This is a genomic window from Gracilimonas mengyeensis (assembly GCF_900182705.1).
In the GTDB taxonomy this organism is placed as follows: Bacteria; Bacteroidota; Rhodothermia; order Balneolales; family Balneolaceae; genus Gracilimonas; species Gracilimonas mengyeensis.
The window spans coordinates 111291-132445 of record NZ_FXTP01000015.1 but is presented as its reverse complement, the minus strand read 5'-3'; the positions used below and the strand labels follow the sequence as shown (position 1 = coordinate 132445).

Below are 21155 nucleotides of genomic sequence, written 5' to 3'. Positions count from 1 at the left end.
TTCTACTTAATTAGCAACATTTTTTGGGTTGATGAGAAGTCACCAGCGGTAAGTCGGTAGAAATACACTCCGGTGGATAAATGTGAGGCGTCAAACTGAACCGAATAGTTGCCGGCTGTTTTATGCTCATTCACCAAATCCGCGATCTTACGTCCACTTACATCAAAAACCTGCAGTTGTACCTGACCGCTTTTCGCCAGCTGGTAGTGTATCACCGTAGCCGGGTTAAAGGGATTTGGATAGTTTTGGCTGAGCGCAAAGCTTTCAGGAACACCATCCTCACCTTCATTACTCACCGTTCCCAGAATCAGCTGAGGCTCTGTATCAAAATAGATATTATGATCATGCGTATCCCGCACACGCACAATCAGGGAATCTCCGGGGGCATCCGGCACCCAGAAATTGGCATAATAATCGAGGTTCACATCCAACCCGGAAGCAATGATTGAGTATTCTTCCTGGGAAGCCAAACGGTACAACAGATCAATGGAGTCAATCTGAACGGCCTCCCACCGGATGGACAACCTTGAGTCCGGATAAAAATCGAACTGAGCCAATACCGTCACATCAGAAATCGTACGCCCGGGTTTAATACGAACCACCGCAGACCATGCCTCGAAGGTATCATCTTCCGCATCCTGTATCCTGAAAACGAGTGAGTCACCGGGGAGTTCGGGGATATCTATTCCGGTATAACTTCCAGCCGAAGCATCAATACCCGAGGCTATTTCCGTAAACTCTTCGTCATCAAACATTTTGTAGGACAGGTTCACCGTACTCACATTTTCCGCATTCCATACCAAATCGATAGTGGAACCCGGTTCGTACAAACTGTCGGCCGATGGCGCAGTAAAAGCCAGTGTTTTTTCGGGTTGATATTGATAGTCCGAAGTCATCGCTTCCAGGGCAGCCGTCATATAAATAAAGGGAGAATTCCAGTAAGTGGTAATTTCATTAGTAGAATAGCTGCAATAGGCATCCAGATAGGATAAAGCCGGAAGGTCTGAATTATAGGCGCTTTCTCCACAATCCTGGCTTTGGTTGTACGGGTTTGCGCCTCCCGCTACCCAGCCCGGCACCGGTTCCCTTACATTATCTCCTTCCGATTGCCGGTGGTGAATGTGCATGGGCGACTGCTCGCCGAACCCTGTGACATAGCTATAGGCTATGGCGTTTCTCCCCATCAGGTAATCCATCACATCAATGGCCGCTTCGTAATATTTCTCATTTCCTGTGGTTTGATACAGCATTAGCATGCTCATACCAATATTCCCTGCTCCACCATTGGATCCCCAGCTAAACTGCCAGCTTTCAATCCCAAATGGAGACCGATAAGGAGAATTTTCACCTGCTCCCACATACCAGTCAAACGCACTTACTAAAGCTTGTTTCATTGCGGCCGTATCACTTTGGGCAACGGCTGTTAAGTTGGTTCGGTTTTGAAGCAGAGAAAACAAACCCAAGGCTTGCACATTTCCCCAGCCCGAAACCCCGGTATTGCTCCAGCCACCGGCATCATAATAGGAATCCTCACCGGTAGTGATGTATAGCTCTGAAGTAGCCCAGAAACGTTCATCCGAAAAATCGCTGCCTCCATACTCACCGGTCGAAATATCCGGGTCAAATTCATAATTAATAGTACCTGGTGCAGGATTATCTGTACTACCTTGCTTATACGCCACTTCTGGTTTTTCTTGTGCCCACTGCCAGGCATCTTCAGCAGCGGTCAGGGCAGAATCGGCAAACTCAGGCAGCATGGGTTCATACACGCGGGCTGCCTGTGCCATCACCGCGGCGAAATCAAGCGTAGCCGGGGTGCTTTTTTGAACCACATAACGAGGGGCCGTGGCCTGGTGCGGCATCACATTACCCTGGAAACCAGCATGCGTCAATTTGTGGTATACACCGCCGTCACCGGGATCTTGCATAGTGAGCAACCATCGCAGCGCGAATAAAGCCTCATCCAATACATCCGGCATGGTATTGGAGCTCTCCGGGATATTCAGCGTTTGTGTTTCGAAGTAATCCGGGAACTGTTCATAAGCCAGCAACATGTGGCTGATGCTGGACGAAATGGGCACTACATATTTGTTAAAGTCACCCGCATCATACCAGCCGCCGGGGGAAGAGATAGTGGAATTGGCAGGACGTCCCTCAGATGCCGCAGATGGATGGATGATCACTTCATCATCTGGGTGGCCAGCCTGACGCGCCCACTTGCCTGCATATGTTTGTAACAATGGAACAGATGCCCGGTTATAGTACAAGGCTTTTGTTAGCCCTTTCGAAAGCTCTTCATACACCCCGTTCTTGATTTCAAATTCATAAGATCGGCTGCCGCCATCAACCCACAAACTGTAGCTTCCGGGTGTTTCAAAATCCGAGAAATCAGCCACTTTCACCGTTTCTCCACTCAAGCTATACTCTTCTGATGCCCCTAACACGCCCCAGTAAACTACGCCCCCGGTTTCAACGTCCCTCAGGTGAAATTTTGAAGCTTCATTTTCAGGAACAATGGCAATTTTATCCGACTCAGGATAGTATCCGATTTGATTCGATTTCGGGGTGAGATTTGCGGATTGTGCAAAAAGGTTTGGGACAACAATGATTGATAGCAAAAGCGCTATCATTATGGCTTTATTAATACTCATGTATAGGCTGATTTGGGGATGAAGGCATTGGCTGCTCATAAATCTTTCTCGAATATGTAGAATATTCGGCTTTAATTCCATTGAATTGATTAATTCTGTACGGACGTTCAAAAAATATTTCACTTCTAATGATAACACTGGTTGTTTTTGTCGGCTATATTCCGCAAATATTAATGTAATTTTTCTCACTAGTGTACCTCCTAACCTTATCTCATAGCCTTATGATTGCCCAGCAAGTAATCACCGATCTTAAAGCCAAAGCCAATCCTGAAAAAGCAAAACACTCCCAACGATTCTTCAAAACCGGTCCGGGCGAGTATGGTGAAGGCGACCGGTTTCTGGGAATAAATGTACCTGAGCAACGAAAGATTGCTAAGAAATACCGGGCATTGCCTACAGATGAAGTTGCTATCCTTTTACAGCACTCCTATCACGAGGTCCGGCTAACCGCGGCTTATCTGTTGGTGTACAAAGTTGAGAAAGGTGATGAAAATACTCTCAAAGAAGTTGTGGATTGTTACCTGGATAATCTCTCTGGTATCAACAACTGGGATTTGGTGGATAGTTCCTGCCATCAAATACTTGGACGCAGGCTGCAGGATAAGGATCGCCGATTACTCTATGACTTTGCCCAAACCGATGACCTCTGGAAAAAACGCATTGCCATGATTACCTGCTACCACTTCATCAAACAAAAAGATTTTGATGATGCCTTGGCCATTGCAGAGATACTATTAAATGATGGACATGACCTCATCCACAAAGCCGTAGGCTGGATGCTGCGTGAAATCGGCAACCGTGACTTAGATACTGAGGAAGCATTCCTGAAAAAACATTACCAGAACATGCCCCGAACAATGCTGCGCTATGCCATTGAAAAGTTTGACGAGCCTTTAAGGCAAAAGTACTTGAAGGGGGAGATTTAACAAGTGTTTTGCCTTTACTGAAACTTGGATTCCCAGAGCTTTTAAGAATGTACCTCCCCGGATCTTTTGAGGTAATACCTCAAAAGTATAAGTCTTACAAGGCTTAGCCTTGTATCATTATTTGATCAGTGTTTTTGTTGGTCCTAACGGGAAGCGAATTTTTTTACTGTTACTTTTCAAGTACAACTTGAACAGATCACAAGAGTTGGCAAGCCATCCGGGCAGCCACAGCCAACCCAATGTATAGTTTGAGAAGTGAATGATTTGGTGTGTTATAATTGAATAATTGTCTGTTCTCACCGACCCACAAAAAACAAAATATGTTATTAGAAGTTTGCCTATAGGCTTTTTTGTGTTTTTTAATTACTATTTGTCAGGCAATCAGATTAGTACATAAATGGCAAGGTTTTTAGTTTTTATTTCAATCCTTTTAATGGGCAGCTCCACTTACGCCCAGGATTATACTTCCCCGAAACGATTTAGTAAGTGGTTTGTTAACGACCCGGTTAGCTTTGCACGCAACTTAGACAGCTACGATCTGCTGAATTTCAGCGCTGTAGCCTTCAACCTAAGTATGTTGCATGGCATGGATCGTCCAACCAGTGACTTGTTTCAACAGCGTTTAAAAGAGTCGCCGTTTCTAAGCATAACAAATGTTGCAGGTGAACGTGCCTTACTGCTGCCATTATCACTAGGAATGTTTGGGACCTCGTTAACCGGAAATAATTACAAATTTCAGGATGCGGCATTTACCTCTTTTCAATCGCTTATCTATACAACCGTCATGGTTAATACCACAAAATTCATTGCCTCCCGAGCCCGGCCTTATGAAAAAGAAGGCGTCAGGGATTTTGATTTTTTTGAAACCAATCATACCTCCTTTCCCTCTGGACACACGGCCTCCGCCTTTGCTTATTTAACCCCTTGGGTAGTCTATTACCCCGGTCCGTTAACCTATAGCTTGTATATTATTCCGGTAGGTACTGCCCTTGCCAGAATTTCTTATGGAAAACACTGGTTCACAGATGTTGGCGCGGGGGCTCTCATCGGAACTTTCTGGGGATATCATCTTGCTAAGAAACACAAAATGGAAACAGGGCAACGAGGATTTTCTTTCACTCCCGTCATAAGCTCAAAAGCTGCAATATTAAATCTTTCCATAAAGTTTTGAGACAGAATGTCCCCGCAATGGAAGTTCGAATCCTGGCTCAAAAGATTAACTAAATCTAACTGTAACATTACCGCAGGCAGTCTCTCTTCTATTATACCTAAGAAGCTAATGGTAATAGTTAAGCTTTATTTCACTTTTAAGTACGGTAAGCTTACTTTAGACCCACAAAATTCAGCGCACCCGCAGAAGTAGTGAATCTGTTGGCTACTACATAGAAACAAACTACTTGCAGTTATTTATGGGAATGGATCGCAAAATTGAAAAGAATAGGTGGACGTTAAAAAATCTTGTTATTGCTATTGCGATAATTGGCCTGCTGAGCCTGAGTACTTATGCTTTCTTGTTTATGGATGGACGCTCTTCCCTTAAAGTTTCTCAGGACCAGCTAATCATTTCTGAAGTCCGGGAAGATGCTTTCCAGGATTTTATTCAGGTAAACGGCATTGTACAACCTATTGAAACCACTTATTTAGATGCCATTGAAGGCGGAGTGGTACAACAGGTTTATCTGGAGTCAGGCGCTATCGTTGAAGAAGGAGATACCATCCTCACCATGACCAATTCAGATTTACAACTGCAGGTGATGCAACAAACATCAGGATTGTATGACCAGATTAATAATGTCCGAAACTCACGTCTCAATCTGGAACAAAATACGCTGCAGCTACAGGAGCAGCTTGCTAATGCCAAGGCCCAGATGGAGATCCTGAAAGCCCGGTACGAGAGACAGAAAAAACTCATTGATCAGAATCTGATTGCAGAAGAAGAATTTGAAACTACCCGGCAAAATTATACTTATCAGGCCAAGCGTTACCGTCTGACCCATGAATCATTCAAAAAAGATTCTATTCAAACCATTACCCAGCTAAAGCAGCTAAACGATTCGGAGCGCCGGATGTATGAAAATCTTAATGCCGTACAACGCATCCTGGATAACTTAACGGTAACTGCTCCCATTTCAGGTCAACTTAGTACTATCGAGCTCAATCAGGGACAATCCATTTCACGCGGCGAACGCATTGGGCAGGTAGATATCCTGGATAACTATAAAGTACGTGTAGCCATTGATGAATATCATCTTGCGCGTATAGTTCCCGGACTTACGGGGAGTTTCTCATATCGGGAAAAAGAGCATCAACTAAAAATCACCAAAGTTTTTCCCGTAATAAATAACGGACAGTTTGAAGTAGATATGGAATTTTCCGGTACCATGCCCGGGGATTTGCGCCGGGGACAAACGCTACGTATCCGTCTTGAACTGGGTGAATCAGCCAGTGCCTTGCAGGTACCGCGCGGTGCTTTTTACCAAACCACTGGTGGCAACTGGATTTATGTTCTGAATGAAGCCGAAAATCAGGCTTTTAAAAGGGAAATTCGATTGGGGAGGCAAAACCCTGACAACTTTGAGGTTCAAGAAGGCCTGCAACCGGGCGAAAAAGTAATTACATCAAGTTATAGCGCTTTTGGAGACCATGAGGTGCTGGTGTTAGAGTAGTGCTCGGTGTAAGTATTTATACTGACATTTTTCTACTCGACAACTTCATCATCACAATGGAGTGCAATTAGTCAATAAAACTATTTATCCATAACGGGACAAAAATATGATCAACACAAAAAAACTTAAAAAAGTATATACCACCGACGAGGTAGAAACCACGGCTCTCAATGAGGTGGACCTCGAAATTGAAGAAGGGGAATTTGTTGCGATTATGGGGCCTTCAGGATGTGGAAAATCAACCCTTTTAAATATTATTGGTCTTTTAGATAATCCCACTGCCGGAGAATATTACTTTATGGATAATGAGATATCGGGATACAGTGAACGGGAACGCGCCCAGCTTCGGAAGGGAAATATTGGTTTTATCTTTCAGAGCTTTAATCTTATTGATGAACTGACGGTGTACGAGAATGTAGAGCTGCCCCTTCTTTATCTCGGGGTGAATGCTACCGAACGCAAACAAAAAGCCGAAGCCGCCCTTGAGCGCATGGGCATGATGCATCGCCGCAATCACTTTCCCCAACAGCTATCCGGTGGACAACAACAACGCGTTGCCATAGCCCGGGCTGTGGTAGCCGATGCCAAACTCATCCTCGCCGATGAACCTACCGGAAACCTCGATAGTGACCACGGCGATGAAGTGATGAAATTACTGGCCGAACTCAATGCCGCTGGTACCACCATTGTAATGGTGACCCACTCTCCGCACGATGCCGGTTATGCCAAGCGAGTGGTTAATCTATTTGACGGCAAACTGGTAGATGAGAAAATGCAGGAAGGCTTTCATGTGTGATTGGCAGTAGATGATAGCTGTCAGCTTTTAACTTTCAGGCTTCAGCTATCAGAGATTTTTCAGTCGTGAACAAAGTGGTAACTTAAGAGACCCACTTAGAAAAGTTCTTGTAATAAACTGACAGCTGAAGTCTGAAAGCTATTACCTAATTCCTCACCAACGGCAGCTTCCCAAATAACTTCTCGATAAGACCCACACGTTTCTCTTCAGAGCCATTTCCCAAAGCATCATTCACAACTTTCTCCCCTGCAATCTCCGAAGCTTTCTTGTAGGCATCTTTTTTCCTGTTTTCACGGAAGAGTGTGAGTATATCCGAATCGATGAGTTCGTACCAAATCTTTCGGCGCACCTGGAAACTTTTATGATGCCGGCTCATGGGCTTTCGCAAGCTTTGCATGAACTCCAGGAAATGGCCGTATTCCTCGCCAAACTCTTGCTCAAAACGCTGCCGCAGGCGTACCGCAAGTGCCGGTGCAGCCCCTCCGGTAGAAATAGAAATAGTCAGCGGACCTTGCTTTACAATCGAGCCAAAAGCAAAATTGGCATGCGGAATGTCATCCATCACATTAATAAGCAGGTTGCGTTCTTCTGCCTCTTGGTAAGCCCGTTCATTTACGTCCCCTTCATACTCCGCCACAATCACCACAAAAGCACCGGCTAAATCTCCATAGCGATATTCTCTGGAAATCCATTCAAACCGGCCTTTATCAGCCCATTTCTGTAGGTTTGAATTTAGCTTTGGACTGATAACCGTCAACTTTGCTTCACGATCCAGGAAATCACGGACCTTACCCTCCGCTTCCTCATTGCCGCCAATGATAACGGTTCGCTTCTCATTTAATCTTCTCAGGTAAATCGGGTATACGTTTAATGCTGATGACATAGTGTTGGGTAATTTTATGATATGGTGATATAGTGATTTCGGCTGTTTCCCTCGTTCCAGGGGCTGAAAGCTTCACCTGACGCAAGCGTCCCGCTTGTGGCAACAGTTAGGACCAAGCGAGACGCTTGAACCAGAAACCGTGATTTTGGCCTTTCTTTTCCACTTTTTCTCGTTCCACACGCTCTGCGTTGGAACGAAGATCGCTATTTTCAAAGGCTAAAAGCTGAAGCCTGACAGCTAACTTCCAATTATTCCTCTTTGCCGTTCAATACATTAGCCGGCATGTGAATACCGCACTCTGTTTTCTGCTGGCCATCCCAGCGCCCGTTACGGTCGTCGCTTTCCTTGGAAACATAGACCGGACTGGTGCAGGGAATACAGCCAATGCTCGGATAGCCTTCATCATGCATTGGATTATAAGGCAGGTCCAGCCGATCGATGTGATACCAGATCTCCTCCCCGTTCCATTGCACCAGCGGGTTTATTTTAACGACTTCATTTTCTGCATCCCATTCAATCATCCTGGCACTTTTGCGGGAATCAGACTGGCTGCGCCGGATTCCTGTGATCCATGCTTTTTTATCTTCCAGGTAATTCTTGAGAGGTAGCACTTTGCGTATATAGCAGCACCGGTTAGGATTTCGTTTCCACAACTCGTCTCCGTATTTCTTAGCCTGCTCCCGTACCGTCAAGTCGGTACCAATTCGGGTGATATCAATACCATACTTCTGTTCCAGTACTTCTTTCAATTCATAAGTAGAATCAAATAACAGGTGGGTATCTATATAAAAAACCGGGATATCAATCTCGTGCTGCTGTAGCTGATGAATCAGAAATACCCCGGATGGTCCAAAGCCTGTTCCCAGCACCATCTTTTCCCCGAAGGTCTCAAATCCCCATTTCAACAAAGCAGTATGGCCCTGCTTTTCGAAATAGGCATTTAGTTGATCCAGGTTCTCTGTTGTTGGTTCAAAATCGAGTGGTATTTTTTCCGGTACTTCCTGCATGCTCTCCCGCTTTTTATCCTGCAAAATGTGCCAGTTTTGATGCTGATTCTTTAGCTTGTGATCCCAGCAATTGTGTTTGTTTCTCTTTAAACCACGCCAGCTCATCAGCCTTGGCGGCCAATTCACCAATTACAATGGTTGCCGGAGGAGTGGAATGCGAGGCCTTTTCAGCTATGTTTTCCAACGTACCTAAAACCGTTTGCTGGTCCTTGTACGTTGCTTTCCCGATTACCGCAACAGGGGTGCTACGATCCTTGCCAAGCCCAATGAGTAAATCCGTAATCTTAGCCAGATTTTTAACACCCATTAGTACAACCAGGGTATCGGCATGGGCCAGATGTCCCCAGTTGTCAAAGGCATTGGTTCCGGTTATGGTATGACCGGTTACTACGGTAAACGAGCGGGCTACTTTGCGATGAGTGACTGGTATTCCCGCAAACAGCGGCGCCGATAAAGCACTGCTGATGCCGGGAATCACTTCATAAGCTACTTGTTGCGCTTTCAAAGCCTCGCATTCTTCTCCTCCGCGCCCAAACACAAAGGGATCTCCCCCTTTTAGCCGGACCACGGTTTTCCCATCCTGTGCTTTCGCTACCAAAATGGTATTAATTTGTTCTTGTGATACGGATGGCTTCCCCGGCTTCTTTCCTACATAAATATGTTCAGAATCTTCTGGAGTGTAATCCAGCAATTCGGGATTGGCCAGCCGGTCGTACACAATCACATCAGCCTGGCGCAGGGTATCGGCTCCTTTCACCGTTATTAATCCGGGATCTCCGGGGCCAGCCCCTACCAGGTATACTTTTCCTTCTTTCTTAGGTTGATAGGTTTTCATAATTATGCAGGGATTTGGAAGTCTTCTTTAATACCGACACGGTTCCAGAAATCACTGAAAGATTCGCCGTTCGTTCTTTCCTGTTTGTAGTGCTCCAACAACGGACGAACTTCCTCCACCAGATCCTTCCGGTAAACCATGTCTTTATATTTTTGGTTGAGCCGGGTGCCCGAAGGATTTCCCCCTATAAAAATAGAGTATTGATCCAGGGACCGTCCCACAAAACCAATATCGGCTACATACGGTCTTGAGCAGCCATTGGGGCAGCCGGTCATCCGTACCGATAATTTTTCATCCTGTAATCCCAGTTCTTCTACCACATCGTTTAAATCCCGAATCACATCCGGCAGTGCCCGCTCTGATTCGGTAATGGCCAATCCGCAAGTGGGTAGCGCCGGGCAAGCCATAGAAAACTTCACCAGGTTGGGAATCTCATCATCCAGCAACACCCCATGCTCATGAAATAAGGCTTCAATTTCTTCTTTTTTATCTTCCTTGATGTCGGTGAGCAACACATTGTGATTCGGGGTCATGCGCACTTCCGTATGGTACTTTTCCACCACTTTGCGGAGCGCTGTTTTCAGCTGTAATTCTCCCTCGTCTTTAATGCGACCGTTTTCGACTGAAAGCCCCAAAAACCAATTCCCGTCCGATTGCTTGTTCCAGCCGAGATATAAATCCAGTTCAAATTCGGGCAGTTCACGCCAAGGTTCCAGTTCATACCCAAGCCGGCTCACCAGCTCTTCTTTGAATTTCTTCAGCCCCCAGTCGTGAATTAAATACTTCATGCGGGCCTGCTTGCGGTTCTTTCGGTTTCCGTGATCGCGCTGGATCCCAATGATAGCTTTTACCACTTCCACCACTTTTTCTTTGGGGATGTACCCAAGATGATCACCTAGCCTTGGAAAAGTCTCCGGCTTGCGATGGTGCATACCCATACCACCTCCTACAATGATATCAAACCCCTCAATGTCTTTATTGTCATCAAACAGGGCTACTAAACCAATATCCTGGGTGTACGCATCAATACTGTTATCTCCGGGTAGTGCCACCCCAATTTTGAATTTCCGAGGAAGGTACGTGTCGCCATACAACGGCTCCCCCACTTCCACTTCTTCTTTCCCGGAATATACTTTTTCACCGTCCAGCCAGATCTCGTGATAGGCCTTGGAGGCCGGCAGCAAAATATCGGAAAGCTCATCGGCAAATTTTTGTACCTGCGCCTGACGCCCGTCAATATCCGGTGCCGGGGTCGCCATCACATTTCTCACGATATCCCCGCAGGCCCCGAGCGTAGTTATGAGTGCGTCATTTACTTCCTGCAGCGTCTTTTTCAATTCATTTTTAATGATTCCGTGGTATTGAAAAGCCTGACGTGTGGTTACACGAATGGTACTATTTGCATACTCATCAGCAATCTTGTCAACAGCCAGGTACTGCTCGGGCGTTAATTTACCCCCGGGCGTGCGGCTGCGGATCATCATCATATAATGCCTGTCCCGGCCATCTCTCAGGTCACGGTCATCCTGCTGATAGGTACCGTGGAACTTCAATACCTGTATGGCATCCTTGCTAAAATGATCTTCATCGTTTGTGACTTCAACATCCAACGGGCCTCTCAAATAGGCGCTTTCTTCTTTAATTCTTTCGAGTTTACTCAGTTTCTTTTTACTCATTGATTTGCTTTGTACCGTCTAAATATCTTTTGATCGTTTCGAAAACCAATGCCCGTTTCAACCGTCTCACCTTCAGAAACTAATTGTTCCAAGCGGGACGCTTGAATCAGGTTTGGCATTTAATCTTGTTTTAAGCCTTATTAATTATTCCGCGTTTGTCGCTTTCACTTATTCCATCCCATACTAAGGCTGTATTTGTTGGGTGATTTTTGAACGTTATTGGTGTCACCGGGGCAACATCGATATGAGTGAATGTGCCCCGGATAACCAATCGTTGGTAGATTTATATTGCCAGTTGATCCAAGAATTGGAATCTGGCCTTTACATCTGGCAGTTACCGGTCAATAGGTGCGTCGATGAGATTACCCCATTCCGTCCAGGAACCGTCGTAATTCCGTACATTCGGGAATTCGAGTAACTCGTTGAGTACGAACCAGGAATGAGCAGAGCGCTCTCCGATTCGGCAGTAAGCAATGATCTCTTTATCAGGCGTGATACCTTCATCCGCATACAGCTTCTCGAGCTCTTCTTTGGATTTGAAGGTGCCGTCTTCATTCACAGCTTTACTCCACGGAATATTAGAGGCTCCGGGAATATGGCCAGGGCGCTGGGAAAGTTCGTTAAGTCCTGGAGGTGCAAGAATTTCTCCTCGGAATTCTTCGGGTGAACGTACGTCTACCAGGCCAAAGTCATCGGCGTTTAATTTAGGCAGGATGTCATCGCGGAATGCACGGTACTCATCTTTTACTTCCCCGATGGTGTATTCAGCGGAATCATAAGAAGGCTCATCTGTGGTGAGTTCGCGGTCCTCGGCTTCCCACTTTTTACGTCCCCCGTCCAGAATACGCACATCTTCGTGGCCGTAATACTTCAGCAGCCAATAGGCCCATGCGGCAAACCAGTTGTTATTATCGCCATAGAGCACAATGGTGGTATCATTGGAAATGCCGGACTCCTCTAACAGATTTTCGAAATCTTCTTTGGAAGCGATAGTGCGTCGCAGCTGGTCCTGCAATTGCTCTTTCCAGTTCCAGCCTACTGCACCCGGGATATGTCCCGAGTCATAGGATTTAGTGTTTACATCTACTTCTACAAACCGGGTGCTTTCATCGTTGAGATGTTCGGCAGCCCAGTCGGTTGTGACTAAGGTTTTCTTTTGAGTTAATACTTCAGACATGATTATTTAGCTTTGTGTGTTTATTGTTTGTTTTAGCAAAATTTTCACAAAGCGCTACGCTGAAGCAGAGAGGCGGGGAGAATTTTTATGAACCGTAAAACACAAAAAAGCCCGCTTCCTGCGACAGGTAGCGGGCTTTGTTGTTGATTATCTTAAATCATCAGCACATTACATCCACTACCGTCGGAGTGTTACACATCATACACATACACATACAGCAGCAGTTCATTGCTTGCTCAGTAGCAGCGGTAGTAGTTTGAATGTAATTCTGAGTTTTCATCGTATTTTTTTCGGTTCAGCGATTTAGTTCTTCGCTCGGCCCATACATTAAAAAGGATAACGATGCATATCAACAGCTAATCAAAAAATAATTCAACTCTTCTTCATATTTATTCTTTAAAGGAAAAATCAATCATATCTAAATCATTAGAAAAGCGCTTTTTTACCGCCAATTTTCTGCTCAAATATTTTCTAAAAAAGCATCATATTCAGTCTCATAATATTCATTTACAAGAATTTTCAACTACATATTTGCTTCTGATCAAACCCTTCTTGTGCGCGATTTTTTTATCTCAGGGATTTTCTTCCCTCTCAAAAAAATATATCGCTTGCGATGTTAATTAGTGATTCCTTAAATTGTATCGTGAACGATATAAATTTAACTTAACAATCAAACCAATGGGAAAGATGATTTATAAAACCTCAGCAAAAGCTGAAGGCGGACGAGAAGGAAAAGTTAAAAGCGAAGACGGTGTACTAGACCTGCAAGTTGCCGTACCAGAATCGATGGGTGGCTCGGGCGGGGCTTTCACGAATCCGGAGCAACTGTTTGCGGCTGGTTATGCGGCCTGTTTTGATAGTGCCCTCAATTATGTAGCCAAGGCTGCTGATAAAGAAATAGAATCCAAAACCACCGCTACCGTAGGATTAAATGCACAGTCGGCGACTGACTTAGACCTTGAGGTAACACTGGACATAGAGATTTCAGGCGTAGACAAAGACGATGCCCAGAAATTGCTCGAAAAAGCACATGCAACCTGTCCTTATTCCAAGGCACTGGATGGCAATGTGGATGTTACCGTAAATCTTAAGTAGCCAGAATAATGGATCTCGGAGATATTTCTGAAAAATCCCCAACTGTTAACTACAAACTGGTTCACCATATTTTCCGGATTCTACTGGGAATTAACCTGATTCTTGCCGGTACTGGACATCTTACCTGGGCTCGAACAGAATTCCTGGCCCAGGTTCCAAACTGGGTCCCACTGTCGGGTGATTTGGTGGTTGTACTTTCGGGCATTGCGGAGTTAGCTCTGGGATTCTCTCTCATCTTCTTAAAAAAATACCGGGTTTATGCAGGCTGGGTTACCGCTTTGTTCTTCGTGCTTATATTTCCCGGTAATATATCTCAATACGTAAATGGTATTGATGCATTTGGCCTTGATACCGACCGGGCACGGCTCATTCGTTTGTTCTTTCAACCCGTGTTAGTCGTTTGGGCCCTATGGAGTACCGGTGCCTGGCAATATTGGAAAAAACTGCAAAAGAATGGTTAAATTCCACCTTGGTACCTGATTGTCTACTTAGGTGCATGCCAACGAAAATTTGGAATTAATCACCTTTCAGTCTTATGAGTACGGAAGAACTTAAACTCGACCACCAGATTTGTTTTCCAGTCTATGCTGCGTCACGATTGATTATCCGACAGTACCAACCTTATCTGGATGAACTAAACATTACCTATCCACAATACCTGGTACTGCTGGTTCTTTGGGAAGAAGAAGGGATCTCCATCAATCGCATCACCGAAAGACTGGTATTGAATACCAATACCGTAACTCCCTTGTTGAAAAGAATGGAGAAACAGGGACTTATCAAGCGAAAAAAATCTAAAGAAGATCAACGGAAAGTACTGATATATCTGACCCAAGAGGGTAAAGATATGGAGGAGCAGGCGGTACACATTCCACGGTCTCTAACTGAGGGACTCTCATCCGGCGATGAACTGAACATAAACGAGCTGATTGACATGAAAGAGAAGCTCGAGCAGCTCATAGAGTTTTTGCAAGAGAAAGAATCAAAGGATTAGACTAACTCGCCATAAGGAATTCAAGCCTCAAAACACGCAGGTTATTTTCTACCCTTCCAGTATTATCAAGCTTGCTATACGCGCATTTTCTTTGATGCGGCATCCAGCTTCAGGCACCACAATATTCATAAATAGTTGATCCGTATCCTCACTGGCTGTGATAATCCGGGAGTTGGTGATCAAACCGGCTTGCTGAGCGTGAGAATGCGGGGAAATGAGAGCAATCCCGTTGGGGATTTCTTCCAGCGATTCGTTAAAAAGTAGCCGGTGCGTTCCCTTCTTAAGCTTCCACCAGCCATAGTCGTCATCCGGATTTTCTTTCTCAGGCTTTACCGGCACAGATTCTGCAGCGTGAAATTCGCTTCCTCCAAAATCCAAAGATCCAGACCCGGTTATAAGATGAACCTCTGAGACCGTTAGATCGATATTAAATTCATGTTGCTGCGTGTCCGCATGAATGATATCGGATAGATGCTTCAGTATTTCTTTCGATGGTAGTAAAGACATAGCAATAGGTTTTAGTTAAATCGAATTCGTATTTAATCTCAGTTCGGGATAAAGCTCGTCAATGCAACCTGGTAATCTTGACCGAAGTTGGACAACACCATTGAAGATGAACAATAACATGTGAAAGTAGTCATCGCGGGCCCAGACCCGCGATCTCCTTACTACTGGCAACACAGGGCAACAACGTCACAATAGTGAGTAGTACGCCATATGTTTGCAGATCCCGGCTCTGCGATTCCGCTGTGCTCCATCTTAACGGGGAAGACGATTCTTTTTGAAGAAAGGCGCCAGAACCTGTCATTGACAGATATCGCATCAACAAAAAAAGCCGACTATAAGCCGGCTTTTTCTATAAAATCTCAAAATCAGCCAACCCGAAGGTCACTGATTATTCAGCAGTTTCCTTTTCATCTTCTTTTTCAGGAAATGCCTCAAAAACCATTTTCAGGTCAGATGCTACTTCATCCTTGGTTCGCCCTTCAATGCGGTGCCGTGGAATCATAGCTTTAATTTCGCCGTCTACAAAATAGGCAAAAGCCGGTGAAGAAGGTGGATATTCACTGAAATATGCACGGGCATGTGCGGTGGCTTCTTTATCCTGTCCGGCAAACACGGTTACCATGTGATCCGGCTTGGTATCGGATTGCTCGAGCGCAATGCCTAAACCGGGACGTGCATTACCGGCCGCACAACCACATACCGAGTTAATCACCATCAGCATGGTGCCTTTATATTCTTTCATGGCACGATCCACATCGTCGGTGGTTTTTAATTCCTCAACGCCAAATTGCGTCAGTTCTTCTCTCATCCATGAAGTATCGGGTCCTACTCCAAATCCAAATTGCATAATAGTATTCGTTTTGTTTTTTGAATTATTGACTAATAAAAATACAAATAATTTCATCCAAAATAAGTCAAGGCTTCCACAACGGGAAGCCTTGACAAAATAATGAAACTGTATTGAGCTTAAAACTGCTCAACGTATAGGGCTGTAATTACTTAGCTGCTTTATAATTTTCAGCTACCTGGTCCCAGTTCAATACATTCCAGAAAGCGGAAATGTAATCGGGACGACGGTTTTGATAGTTCAGATAGTACGCGTGTTCCCACACATCTATACCCATGATAGGCGTTAAGCCTTCCATGTAAGGACTATCTTGGTTTGCTGTAGAGTGTACTTTCAGGTTTCCACTGTCGTCAACTGAAAGCCATGCCCATCCGGAACCAAAACGGCCGCCGGCTGCAGCAGTAAATTCTTCTTTAAATTTATCGAAGCTTCCAAATTCGTCGTCGATAGCTTCGGCCAATTCTCCATCCGGACTTCCTCCGCCATTTGGGGAAAGAATACTCCAGAACAGGTTATGGTTAGCATAACCACCGCCACTGTTGATAACAGCTTGACGCTTATCTTCCGGTACTTCATCAATCCGGCTAAGCACTTCTTCAATTTCCAGGTCAGCAAAATCATGACCTTCAAGTGCAGCATTTACTTTATTGGTGTAACCCTGATGGTGTTTGGTATGATGAATCTCCATCGTACGCGCATCGATATGTGGTTCCAATGCATCGTAATCATATGATAGATCGGGAAGTTGGTAAGCCATTTTTATCTCCAGTTTAATTTCAGATTAATTGGCGCTTAAAACTTGGGCGCCTTTAGTTTATCGTTCTCAAACGTAAGCATTATGCTACTAAAATTCGTTCCCGCCCCTCATCTATAGCCTCTATCTTTTGGATTTGTTAACACTATCACCAAATGAAGCACTGATTTACTGTTATAATTGAAGTATCTTTAGCCTGTATTAATTTATTCAATATATATTTCTCACTCAGCTTAATTTATGAAATACGATTACGACGTTATAATTATCGGAAGCGGCCCCGCTGGTTTTTCGTGTGCCATGCAAAGTTCAAAATTCGACAAAAAGGTATTGGTGGTTGAAGCCAGTGAGGATACCTTTGGCGGCACATGGATTAACTCCGGAACGATCCCCAGCAAAGCCCTCCGTGAAACGGCCCGCATCATCCAACGCTTTCAAAATCAATTTGAGGACCTGGCCAAAGAAAAAGCTTACGAGCATCACCAAATGGCCGACCTTCTGCTTTACAAAAACAAGATCCTGCGGAGTAAAAACGACAAGATTGAAAATGATTTCCGCAAAAATGAAATAGATACCATCCGTGGATTTGGTAAAATTAAGGATGACCACACGGTTGCAGTAGAAACCAGTGAAGGCGAAACAAAGGAGTTTACCACTGAATTCGTCATGCTATCTACCGGCAGTAAACCAATAAAACCCAAAGGCTTTAAAGTTGATCATGACAAGATCATGGATTACACCTCGGTGCTTTCGCTCAGTCATATACCCCGCCGTTTGGTTGTGATTGGCAGCGGAGTCCGAGCTCTTGAATACGCCACTACCTTCTCTAACCTTGGCAGCCGTGTTTCCATTCTCAACGAATATGATTCTTTTCTCCCTTTTCTGGATCATGAGATCACCGATCAATTAAAAACAGTTCTTGAGAAACAGAAAATTGAAGTGTTTTCAAATGCTGAGAAAATTGAGATCAAACAAAACACCCTGCGGAACACTACCGAAGTTAAATACCAATTGCGCAACGATAAAGAAAACGGACGCGCCCATGTAATCGAAACCGAGCACGTTTTATACTTAGGAGGGAAACAACCTAATACGGAAAACCTTGGTCTGAAAAATGTAGGCGTTAACACAGACAAGGAAGGTTATGTCAAAGTTGATGAAGATTTCAAAACCTCTGTCTCGCATCTTTACGCCGGCGGAGATGTAATCGGCTATCCAGCCATGGCTTCTTCTTCTTTCTCGGAAGGCCGCATAGCTTCCTGTCACATGTTTGGTATTGAGGCAGATAATGTAACCACCGACATCCCTTTCGCCATTTACTCTATTCCGGAAATTGCCGATATCGGCTTAACGGAACAAGAAGCCCGCGAACGAAACCTGGATGTCACCGTAGGACGTGCCTACTACCAAAACATCACGCAGGGCGACATCAGCAAGCAGGAAGATGGATTACTGAAACTGGTTTTTGAGACCGATACCCTGAAACTGTTGGGTATCCACATTATCGGAGAGCGTGCCAGCGACCTCATTCACCTTGGCCAGTCAGTGATGGCTTTTGGCGGGGATATCCGCTATTTCATCAACCATGTGCTCAACTATCCCACCTACAGCGAGGCATATCGAATCGCTGCTTTTAATGGCATGAACCGAGTATACAAAGCCGGCGTTAAGTACAAGAAAATCCTCAAGAAAAGCTAGGGAATATCGAATATTGATTTCAGAACATTGAATGTCGAAGTGAAAGAAATCACGATTCGATATTCAATGTTCAATATTCGTTATTCAAACGTAGTGTATCGCTTTGGGGAGGCCTTCGGAATCGTACTCGACTTCTTCGGGGAGCGTTTTAAGACCTTGTTCTACGGAGCGTTTAGCGTACAGCGCTAACACCATTGCGTCTACAATATCATCCTCTTCTACTTCATTGCGGCGGAACTCTTCTTTGATATCCCGGAAAAAATCATCCACAATAGGTTCCTGAGCCTCAAGCAATTCAACGCGGTGTTTAATGCCTTTTTTCAGGTTTTTCTTTTGATAGATCATTCCACCATTCAAATCCTGAAATAAAAACTCGGGATGGCTTTCCAGTACTTTTTCTTTCAGGCTGTCGTCTGCCCTAAGCAGCTCATCTACCATCTGTATTTTTGGAGTGATGTTCCAGGCCTGCAGGGTAATTTTCTTATCGGTGTACTCCTGACTGATCATTGTGGCTTCCACGTAAGTAGGCGCCGTCAGGGCCGGACGAATTGGAGGACTGAATACACTTGAGGCATACTCTCCGCCCAATTTCTTACGCAGCTGTTCATCACAGGTACGCGTGTATTCCTCATCTTCCAGGCCAATGGGCATATCGATAAATATGCGGTCGTACTCTTCAAAGGCCTCTTTCAGGGCGTCACGGTCGCGCAGGATTTTGTAGACCTCATCCCCTTCATCAAAAGAGATGAGAACCCACCCGGCCTGGCATCCGTCTAATCCGGCTGTTTTCACGATAGTTGGTCTTTAATGCTTTTTCTGATATCAATATGCAGCTCTTCCAGCTGTTCTTCGTCCACGGAAGCGGGTGCTTCATCCATAGGACTTTGCGCCTTCTGGTTTTTAGGGAAGGCAATCACATCACGCAAACTCTTGGCACCCGTCAACAACATCACGGCACGGTCAACTCCAAAGGCAATACCACCATGTGGAGGTGCACCGAATTTAAAGGCATCCAGCAGGAAGCCAAACTTCTCTTCCGCTTCTTTTTCGCCAATACCCAACAGTTCAAATACTTTGCTTTGTACATCACTATTGTGAATACGGATAGATCCGCCACCCAGCTCATTGCCATTCAGCACCAGGTCGTAGGCGCGGGCTTTGGCTTTTGCGGGATCGGAGTCCAGCAGTTCCATGTCTTCTTCACGGGGAGAAGTAAAGGGATGGTGCATGGCATGATAGCGGCGGGTTTCTTTATCCCACTCCAACAGCGGAAATTCCGTAACCCATAGGAAGTTGTACTTCGATTCGTCGATCAAATCAAAATCTTTACCCATCATCAGGCGCAGCTGTCCCAGCTGTTTCAGTACATCAGGCTTAGGTCCGGCCAGAATCAGTACCAAGTCTCCCTGCTCTGCCTCTGACTTCTCCACCATTTGCTCAACAATCTCATCAGTCAGAAACTTGGCTACACTACAAAGCGGGCCATCATCCTGCATCTTAATGTAAATCAAACCACCGGCACCGGTTTCTTTCTTCACGCGGTCGGTCAATCGGTCGATTGCTCCACGCCCCATATCTCCCTGTCCGGGAACGGTAATACCTACTACGGCACCACCATCTTTTACCGTACCTGAGAACACTTTAAACTCAGCATCTTTAACAATCTCGGAGAAATCCTTGAATTCCAGGCCAAAACGGGTATCCGGCTTATCGGAACCATAGGTGTTCATGGCTTCTTCGTAGGTCATGCGTGGGAACGGCGTTTCCACCTCATAGCCAATGGTATCTTTGAATACCTTTTTCATCAGCCCTTCGTGGGTAGCGTAAATATCTTCTTCGTCCACAAAGCTCATCTCCACATCAATCTGGGTGAATTCAGGCTGACGGTCGGCCCGCAAATCTTCATCGCGGAAACACTTTACAATCTGGAAATAACGATCGTAACCAGAAACCATCAACAGCTGCTTGTAAGTTTGTGGGCTCTGTGGCAGCGCAAAAAACTTGCCGGGATTCACACGGCTTGGCACTAGATAATCACGGGCGCCTTCCGGGGTACTTTTCATCAACACCGGTGTTTCCACTTCGGCAAATTCCAGGTTGTGATAAAATTCGCGCACCGATTGATAGAACTTGGAACGCAGCATCAACTTTTCCTGCACTTCAGGGCGACGCAGATCCAGGTAGCGATACTTCAGGCGCACCTCGTCATTAGTAGTGATACCGTCTTTAATTTCAAAAGGAGGGGTTTCAGCCTCAGAGTAAATTACCAGATCGGTAGCTTCGATCTCAATCTCGCCGGTAGGCAGGTTCGAGTTGATATTTTCTTCCCCGCGGGCAATCACCTTGCCTTTGATGCCAATCACATACTCAGCACGCAGATGCTCAGCTTTCTCATGCAGCGCTTCATCCTCTTCGGTAAAAACAACCTGTGTTACGCCATAGCGGTCGCGCAGGTCAATAAAAATTACGCCGCCGAGATCGCGCCGGGGACCAACCCATCCGTTTAAAATTACTTCTCTGCCAATCTGTTCTGCGGTTAATTCTCCGCACGTATGTGTTCTTTTAAGGGTCATTCTTATCGATGAATCGTAGAGTGAAAACTTGCTTTTTGATTAATGAGGCGCTGAAAATACACATAATGTA

At 45.2% G+C, this 21155-nt stretch carries 19 protein-coding genes; 8 read left to right on the top strand and 11 right to left on the bottom strand.

All coding sequences use genetic code 11. The features are described from left to right. Nucleotides 1-2 precede the first annotated feature (2 nt). Nucleotides 3-2651 carry a glycoside hydrolase family 9 protein gene (locus FN815_RS16025; RefSeq protein ID WP_185957337.1) on the bottom strand — a complete coding sequence of 883 codons (2649 nt, stop codon included), beginning with the start codon at nt 2649-2651 and terminating at the stop codon, nt 3-5. Between the two features lie 221 nt (nt 2652-2872). Here FN815_RS16025 and FN815_RS16020 point away from each other — a divergent pair, with 221 nt between their 5' ends. From FN815_RS16020 to FN815_RS16005, 4 genes are all read left to right on the top strand, one after another. Continuing rightward, nucleotides 2873-3577 carry a DNA alkylation repair protein gene (locus tag FN815_RS16020; protein WP_185957336.1) on the top strand — a complete coding sequence of 235 codons (705 nt, stop codon included), beginning with the start codon at nt 2873-2875 and terminating at the stop codon, nt 3575-3577. 397 nt (nt 3578-3974) lie between these two features. Next, nucleotides 3975-4748, top strand: coding sequence for a phosphatase PAP2 family protein (locus tag FN815_RS16015; RefSeq protein ID WP_142455667.1), 774 nt, complete (start codon nt 3975-3977; stop codon nt 4746-4748). A 244-nt stretch (nt 4749-4992) separates the two neighbouring features. Beyond that, nucleotides 4993-6243 (top strand): efflux RND transporter periplasmic adaptor subunit, encoded by a 1251-nt coding sequence (locus FN815_RS16010; protein ID WP_185957335.1) that lies wholly within the window; start codon nt 4993-4995, stop codon nt 6241-6243. Nucleotides 6244-6349: 106 nt separating this feature from the next. Continuing rightward, entirely contained in the window at nt 6350-7039 is a 690-nt protein-coding gene (locus tag FN815_RS16005; RefSeq protein ID WP_142455666.1) for an ABC transporter ATP-binding protein, read from the top strand. Between the two features lie 145 nt (nt 7040-7184). Here FN815_RS16005 and FN815_RS16000 read toward each other — a convergent pair whose 3' ends face one another. From FN815_RS16000 to FN815_RS15980, 5 genes are all read right to left on the bottom strand, one after another. After that, complete coding sequence (locus FN815_RS16000; RefSeq protein WP_142455665.1) at nt 7185-7922, bottom strand: precorrin-2 dehydrogenase/sirohydrochlorin ferrochelatase family protein; 738 nt, start codon at nt 7920-7922, stop codon at nt 7185-7187. Between the two features lie 248 nt (nt 7923-8170). Then, a complete protein-coding gene (locus FN815_RS15995; RefSeq protein WP_221930338.1) occupies nt 8171-8953 on the bottom strand; it encodes a phosphoadenylyl-sulfate reductase in 783 nt (260 codons plus the stop codon). Then, the gene (gene cobA, locus FN815_RS15990) at nt 8943-9764 is read right to left on the bottom strand and encodes a uroporphyrinogen-III C-methyltransferase (protein WP_142455664.1); all 822 of its coding nucleotides are present in this window, start codon (nt 9762-9764) and stop codon (nt 8943-8945) included. The genes FN815_RS15995 and cobA overlap by 11 nt, the downstream gene beginning before the upstream one ends. A gap of 2 nt (nt 9765-9766) precedes the next feature. Further along, a complete protein-coding gene (locus FN815_RS15985) occupies nt 9767-11440 on the bottom strand; it encodes an NADPH-dependent assimilatory sulfite reductase hemoprotein subunit (protein ID WP_142455663.1) in 1674 nt (557 codons plus the stop codon). Nucleotides 11441-11774: 334 nt separating this feature from the next. Further along, nucleotides 11775-12617 carry a sulfurtransferase gene (locus tag FN815_RS15980; RefSeq protein ID WP_142455662.1) on the bottom strand — a complete coding sequence of 281 codons (843 nt, stop codon included), beginning with the start codon at nt 12615-12617 and terminating at the stop codon, nt 11775-11777. A 678-nt stretch (nt 12618-13295) separates the two neighbouring features. Here FN815_RS15980 and FN815_RS15975 point away from each other — a divergent pair. From FN815_RS15975 to FN815_RS15965, 3 genes are all read left to right on the top strand, one after another. Further along, nucleotides 13296-13712 carry an organic hydroperoxide resistance protein gene (locus FN815_RS15975; protein WP_142455661.1) on the top strand — a complete coding sequence of 139 codons (417 nt, stop codon included), beginning with the start codon at nt 13296-13298 and terminating at the stop codon, nt 13710-13712. Between the two features lie 8 nt (nt 13713-13720). Next, nucleotides 13721-14173 (top strand): DoxX family protein, encoded by a 453-nt coding sequence (locus FN815_RS15970; RefSeq protein WP_142455660.1) that lies wholly within the window; start codon nt 13721-13723, stop codon nt 14171-14173. 74 nt (nt 14174-14247) lie between these two features. Further along, nucleotides 14248-14706, top strand: coding sequence for a MarR family winged helix-turn-helix transcriptional regulator (locus tag FN815_RS15965; protein ID WP_142455659.1), 459 nt, complete (start codon nt 14248-14250; stop codon nt 14704-14706). A 48-nt stretch (nt 14707-14754) separates the two neighbouring features. Here the strand turns inward: FN815_RS15965 and FN815_RS15960 are convergent, their stop codons facing one another. The 3 genes from FN815_RS15960 to FN815_RS15950 all read right to left on the bottom strand — a co-directional run bounded on the left by FN815_RS15960 (nt 14755) and on the right by FN815_RS15950 (nt 16817). After that, entirely contained in the window at nt 14755-15213 is a 459-nt protein-coding gene (locus FN815_RS15960) for a dCTP deaminase/dUTPase family protein (protein ID WP_142455658.1), read from the bottom strand. A gap of 388 nt (nt 15214-15601) precedes the next feature. After that, nucleotides 15602-16060, bottom strand: a complete 459-nt coding sequence (locus FN815_RS15955; RefSeq protein ID WP_142455657.1) for a BrxA/BrxB family bacilliredoxin — start codon at nt 16058-16060, stop codon at nt 15602-15604. A 148-nt stretch (nt 16061-16208) separates the two neighbouring features. Beyond that, the gene (locus tag FN815_RS15950) at nt 16209-16817 is read right to left on the bottom strand and encodes a superoxide dismutase (RefSeq protein WP_142455656.1); all 609 of its coding nucleotides are present in this window, start codon (nt 16815-16817) and stop codon (nt 16209-16211) included. A gap of 237 nt (nt 16818-17054) precedes the next feature. Between FN815_RS15950 and sthA the strand changes: the two genes are divergently transcribed. Beyond that, the gene (gene sthA, locus FN815_RS15945; RefSeq protein WP_142455655.1) at nt 17055-18512 is read left to right on the top strand and encodes a Si-specific NAD(P)(+) transhydrogenase; all 1458 of its coding nucleotides are present in this window, start codon (nt 17055-17057) and stop codon (nt 18510-18512) included. An 84-nt stretch (nt 18513-18596) separates the two neighbouring features. Here the strand turns inward: sthA and FN815_RS15940 are convergent, their stop codons facing one another. Next, complete coding sequence (locus FN815_RS15940) at nt 18597-19304, bottom strand: DUF429 domain-containing protein (protein ID WP_142455654.1); 708 nt, start codon at nt 19302-19304, stop codon at nt 18597-18599. Next, nucleotides 19301-21085 carry an aspartate--tRNA ligase gene (gene aspS / locus FN815_RS15935; protein ID WP_142455653.1) on the bottom strand — a complete coding sequence of 595 codons (1785 nt, stop codon included), beginning with the start codon at nt 21083-21085 and terminating at the stop codon, nt 19301-19303. Before aspS ends, FN815_RS15940 begins: the two co-directional genes overlap by 4 nt. Nucleotides 21086-21155 lie beyond the last annotated feature (70 nt).

Coding starts and splice junctions, on each gene's coding strand:
- FN815_RS16025 (WP_185957337.1), bottom strand. CDS start 2,651: ATGAGTATTAATAAAGCCATAATGATAGCGCTTTTGCTATCAATCATT.
- FN815_RS16020 (WP_185957336.1), top strand. CDS start 2,873: ATGATTGCCCAGCAAGTAATCACCGATCTTAAAGCCAAAGCCAATCCT.
- FN815_RS16015 (WP_142455667.1), top strand. CDS start 3,975: ATGGCAAGGTTTTTAGTTTTTATTTCAATCCTTTTAATGGGCAGCTCC.
- FN815_RS16010 (WP_185957335.1), top strand. CDS start 4,993: ATGGATCGCAAAATTGAAAAGAATAGGTGGACGTTAAAAAATCTTGTT.
- FN815_RS16005 (WP_142455666.1), top strand. CDS start 6,350: ATGATCAACACAAAAAAACTTAAAAAAGTATATACCACCGACGAGGTA.
- FN815_RS16000 (WP_142455665.1), bottom strand. CDS start 7,922: ATGTCATCAGCATTAAACGTATACCCGATTTACCTGAGAAGATTAAAT.
- cobA (WP_142455664.1), bottom strand. CDS start 9,764: ATGAAAACCTATCAACCTAAGAAAGAAGGAAAAGTATACCTGGTAGGG.
- FN815_RS15985 (WP_142455663.1), bottom strand. CDS start 11,440: ATGAGTAAAAAGAAACTGAGTAAACTCGAAAGAATTAAAGAAGAAAGC.
- FN815_RS15980 (WP_142455662.1), bottom strand. CDS start 12,617: ATGTCTGAAGTATTAACTCAAAAGAAAACCTTAGTCACAACCGACTGG.
- FN815_RS15975 (WP_142455661.1), top strand. CDS start 13,296: ATGGGAAAGATGATTTATAAAACCTCAGCAAAAGCTGAAGGCGGACGA.
- FN815_RS15970 (WP_142455660.1), top strand. CDS start 13,721: ATGGATCTCGGAGATATTTCTGAAAAATCCCCAACTGTTAACTACAAA.
- FN815_RS15965 (WP_142455659.1), top strand. CDS start 14,248: ATGAGTACGGAAGAACTTAAACTCGACCACCAGATTTGTTTTCCAGTC.
- FN815_RS15960 (WP_142455658.1), bottom strand. CDS start 15,213: ATGTCTTTACTACCATCGAAAGAAATACTGAAGCATCTATCCGATATC.
- FN815_RS15955 (WP_142455657.1), bottom strand. CDS start 16,060: ATGCAATTTGGATTTGGAGTAGGACCCGATACTTCATGGATGAGAGAA.
- FN815_RS15950 (WP_142455656.1), bottom strand. CDS start 16,817: ATGGCTTACCAACTTCCCGATCTATCATATGATTACGATGCATTGGAA.
- sthA (WP_142455655.1), top strand. CDS start 17,055: ATGAAATACGATTACGACGTTATAATTATCGGAAGCGGCCCCGCTGGT.
- aspS (WP_142455653.1), bottom strand. CDS start 21,085: ATGACCCTTAAAAGAACACATACGTGCGGAGAATTAACCGCAGAACAG.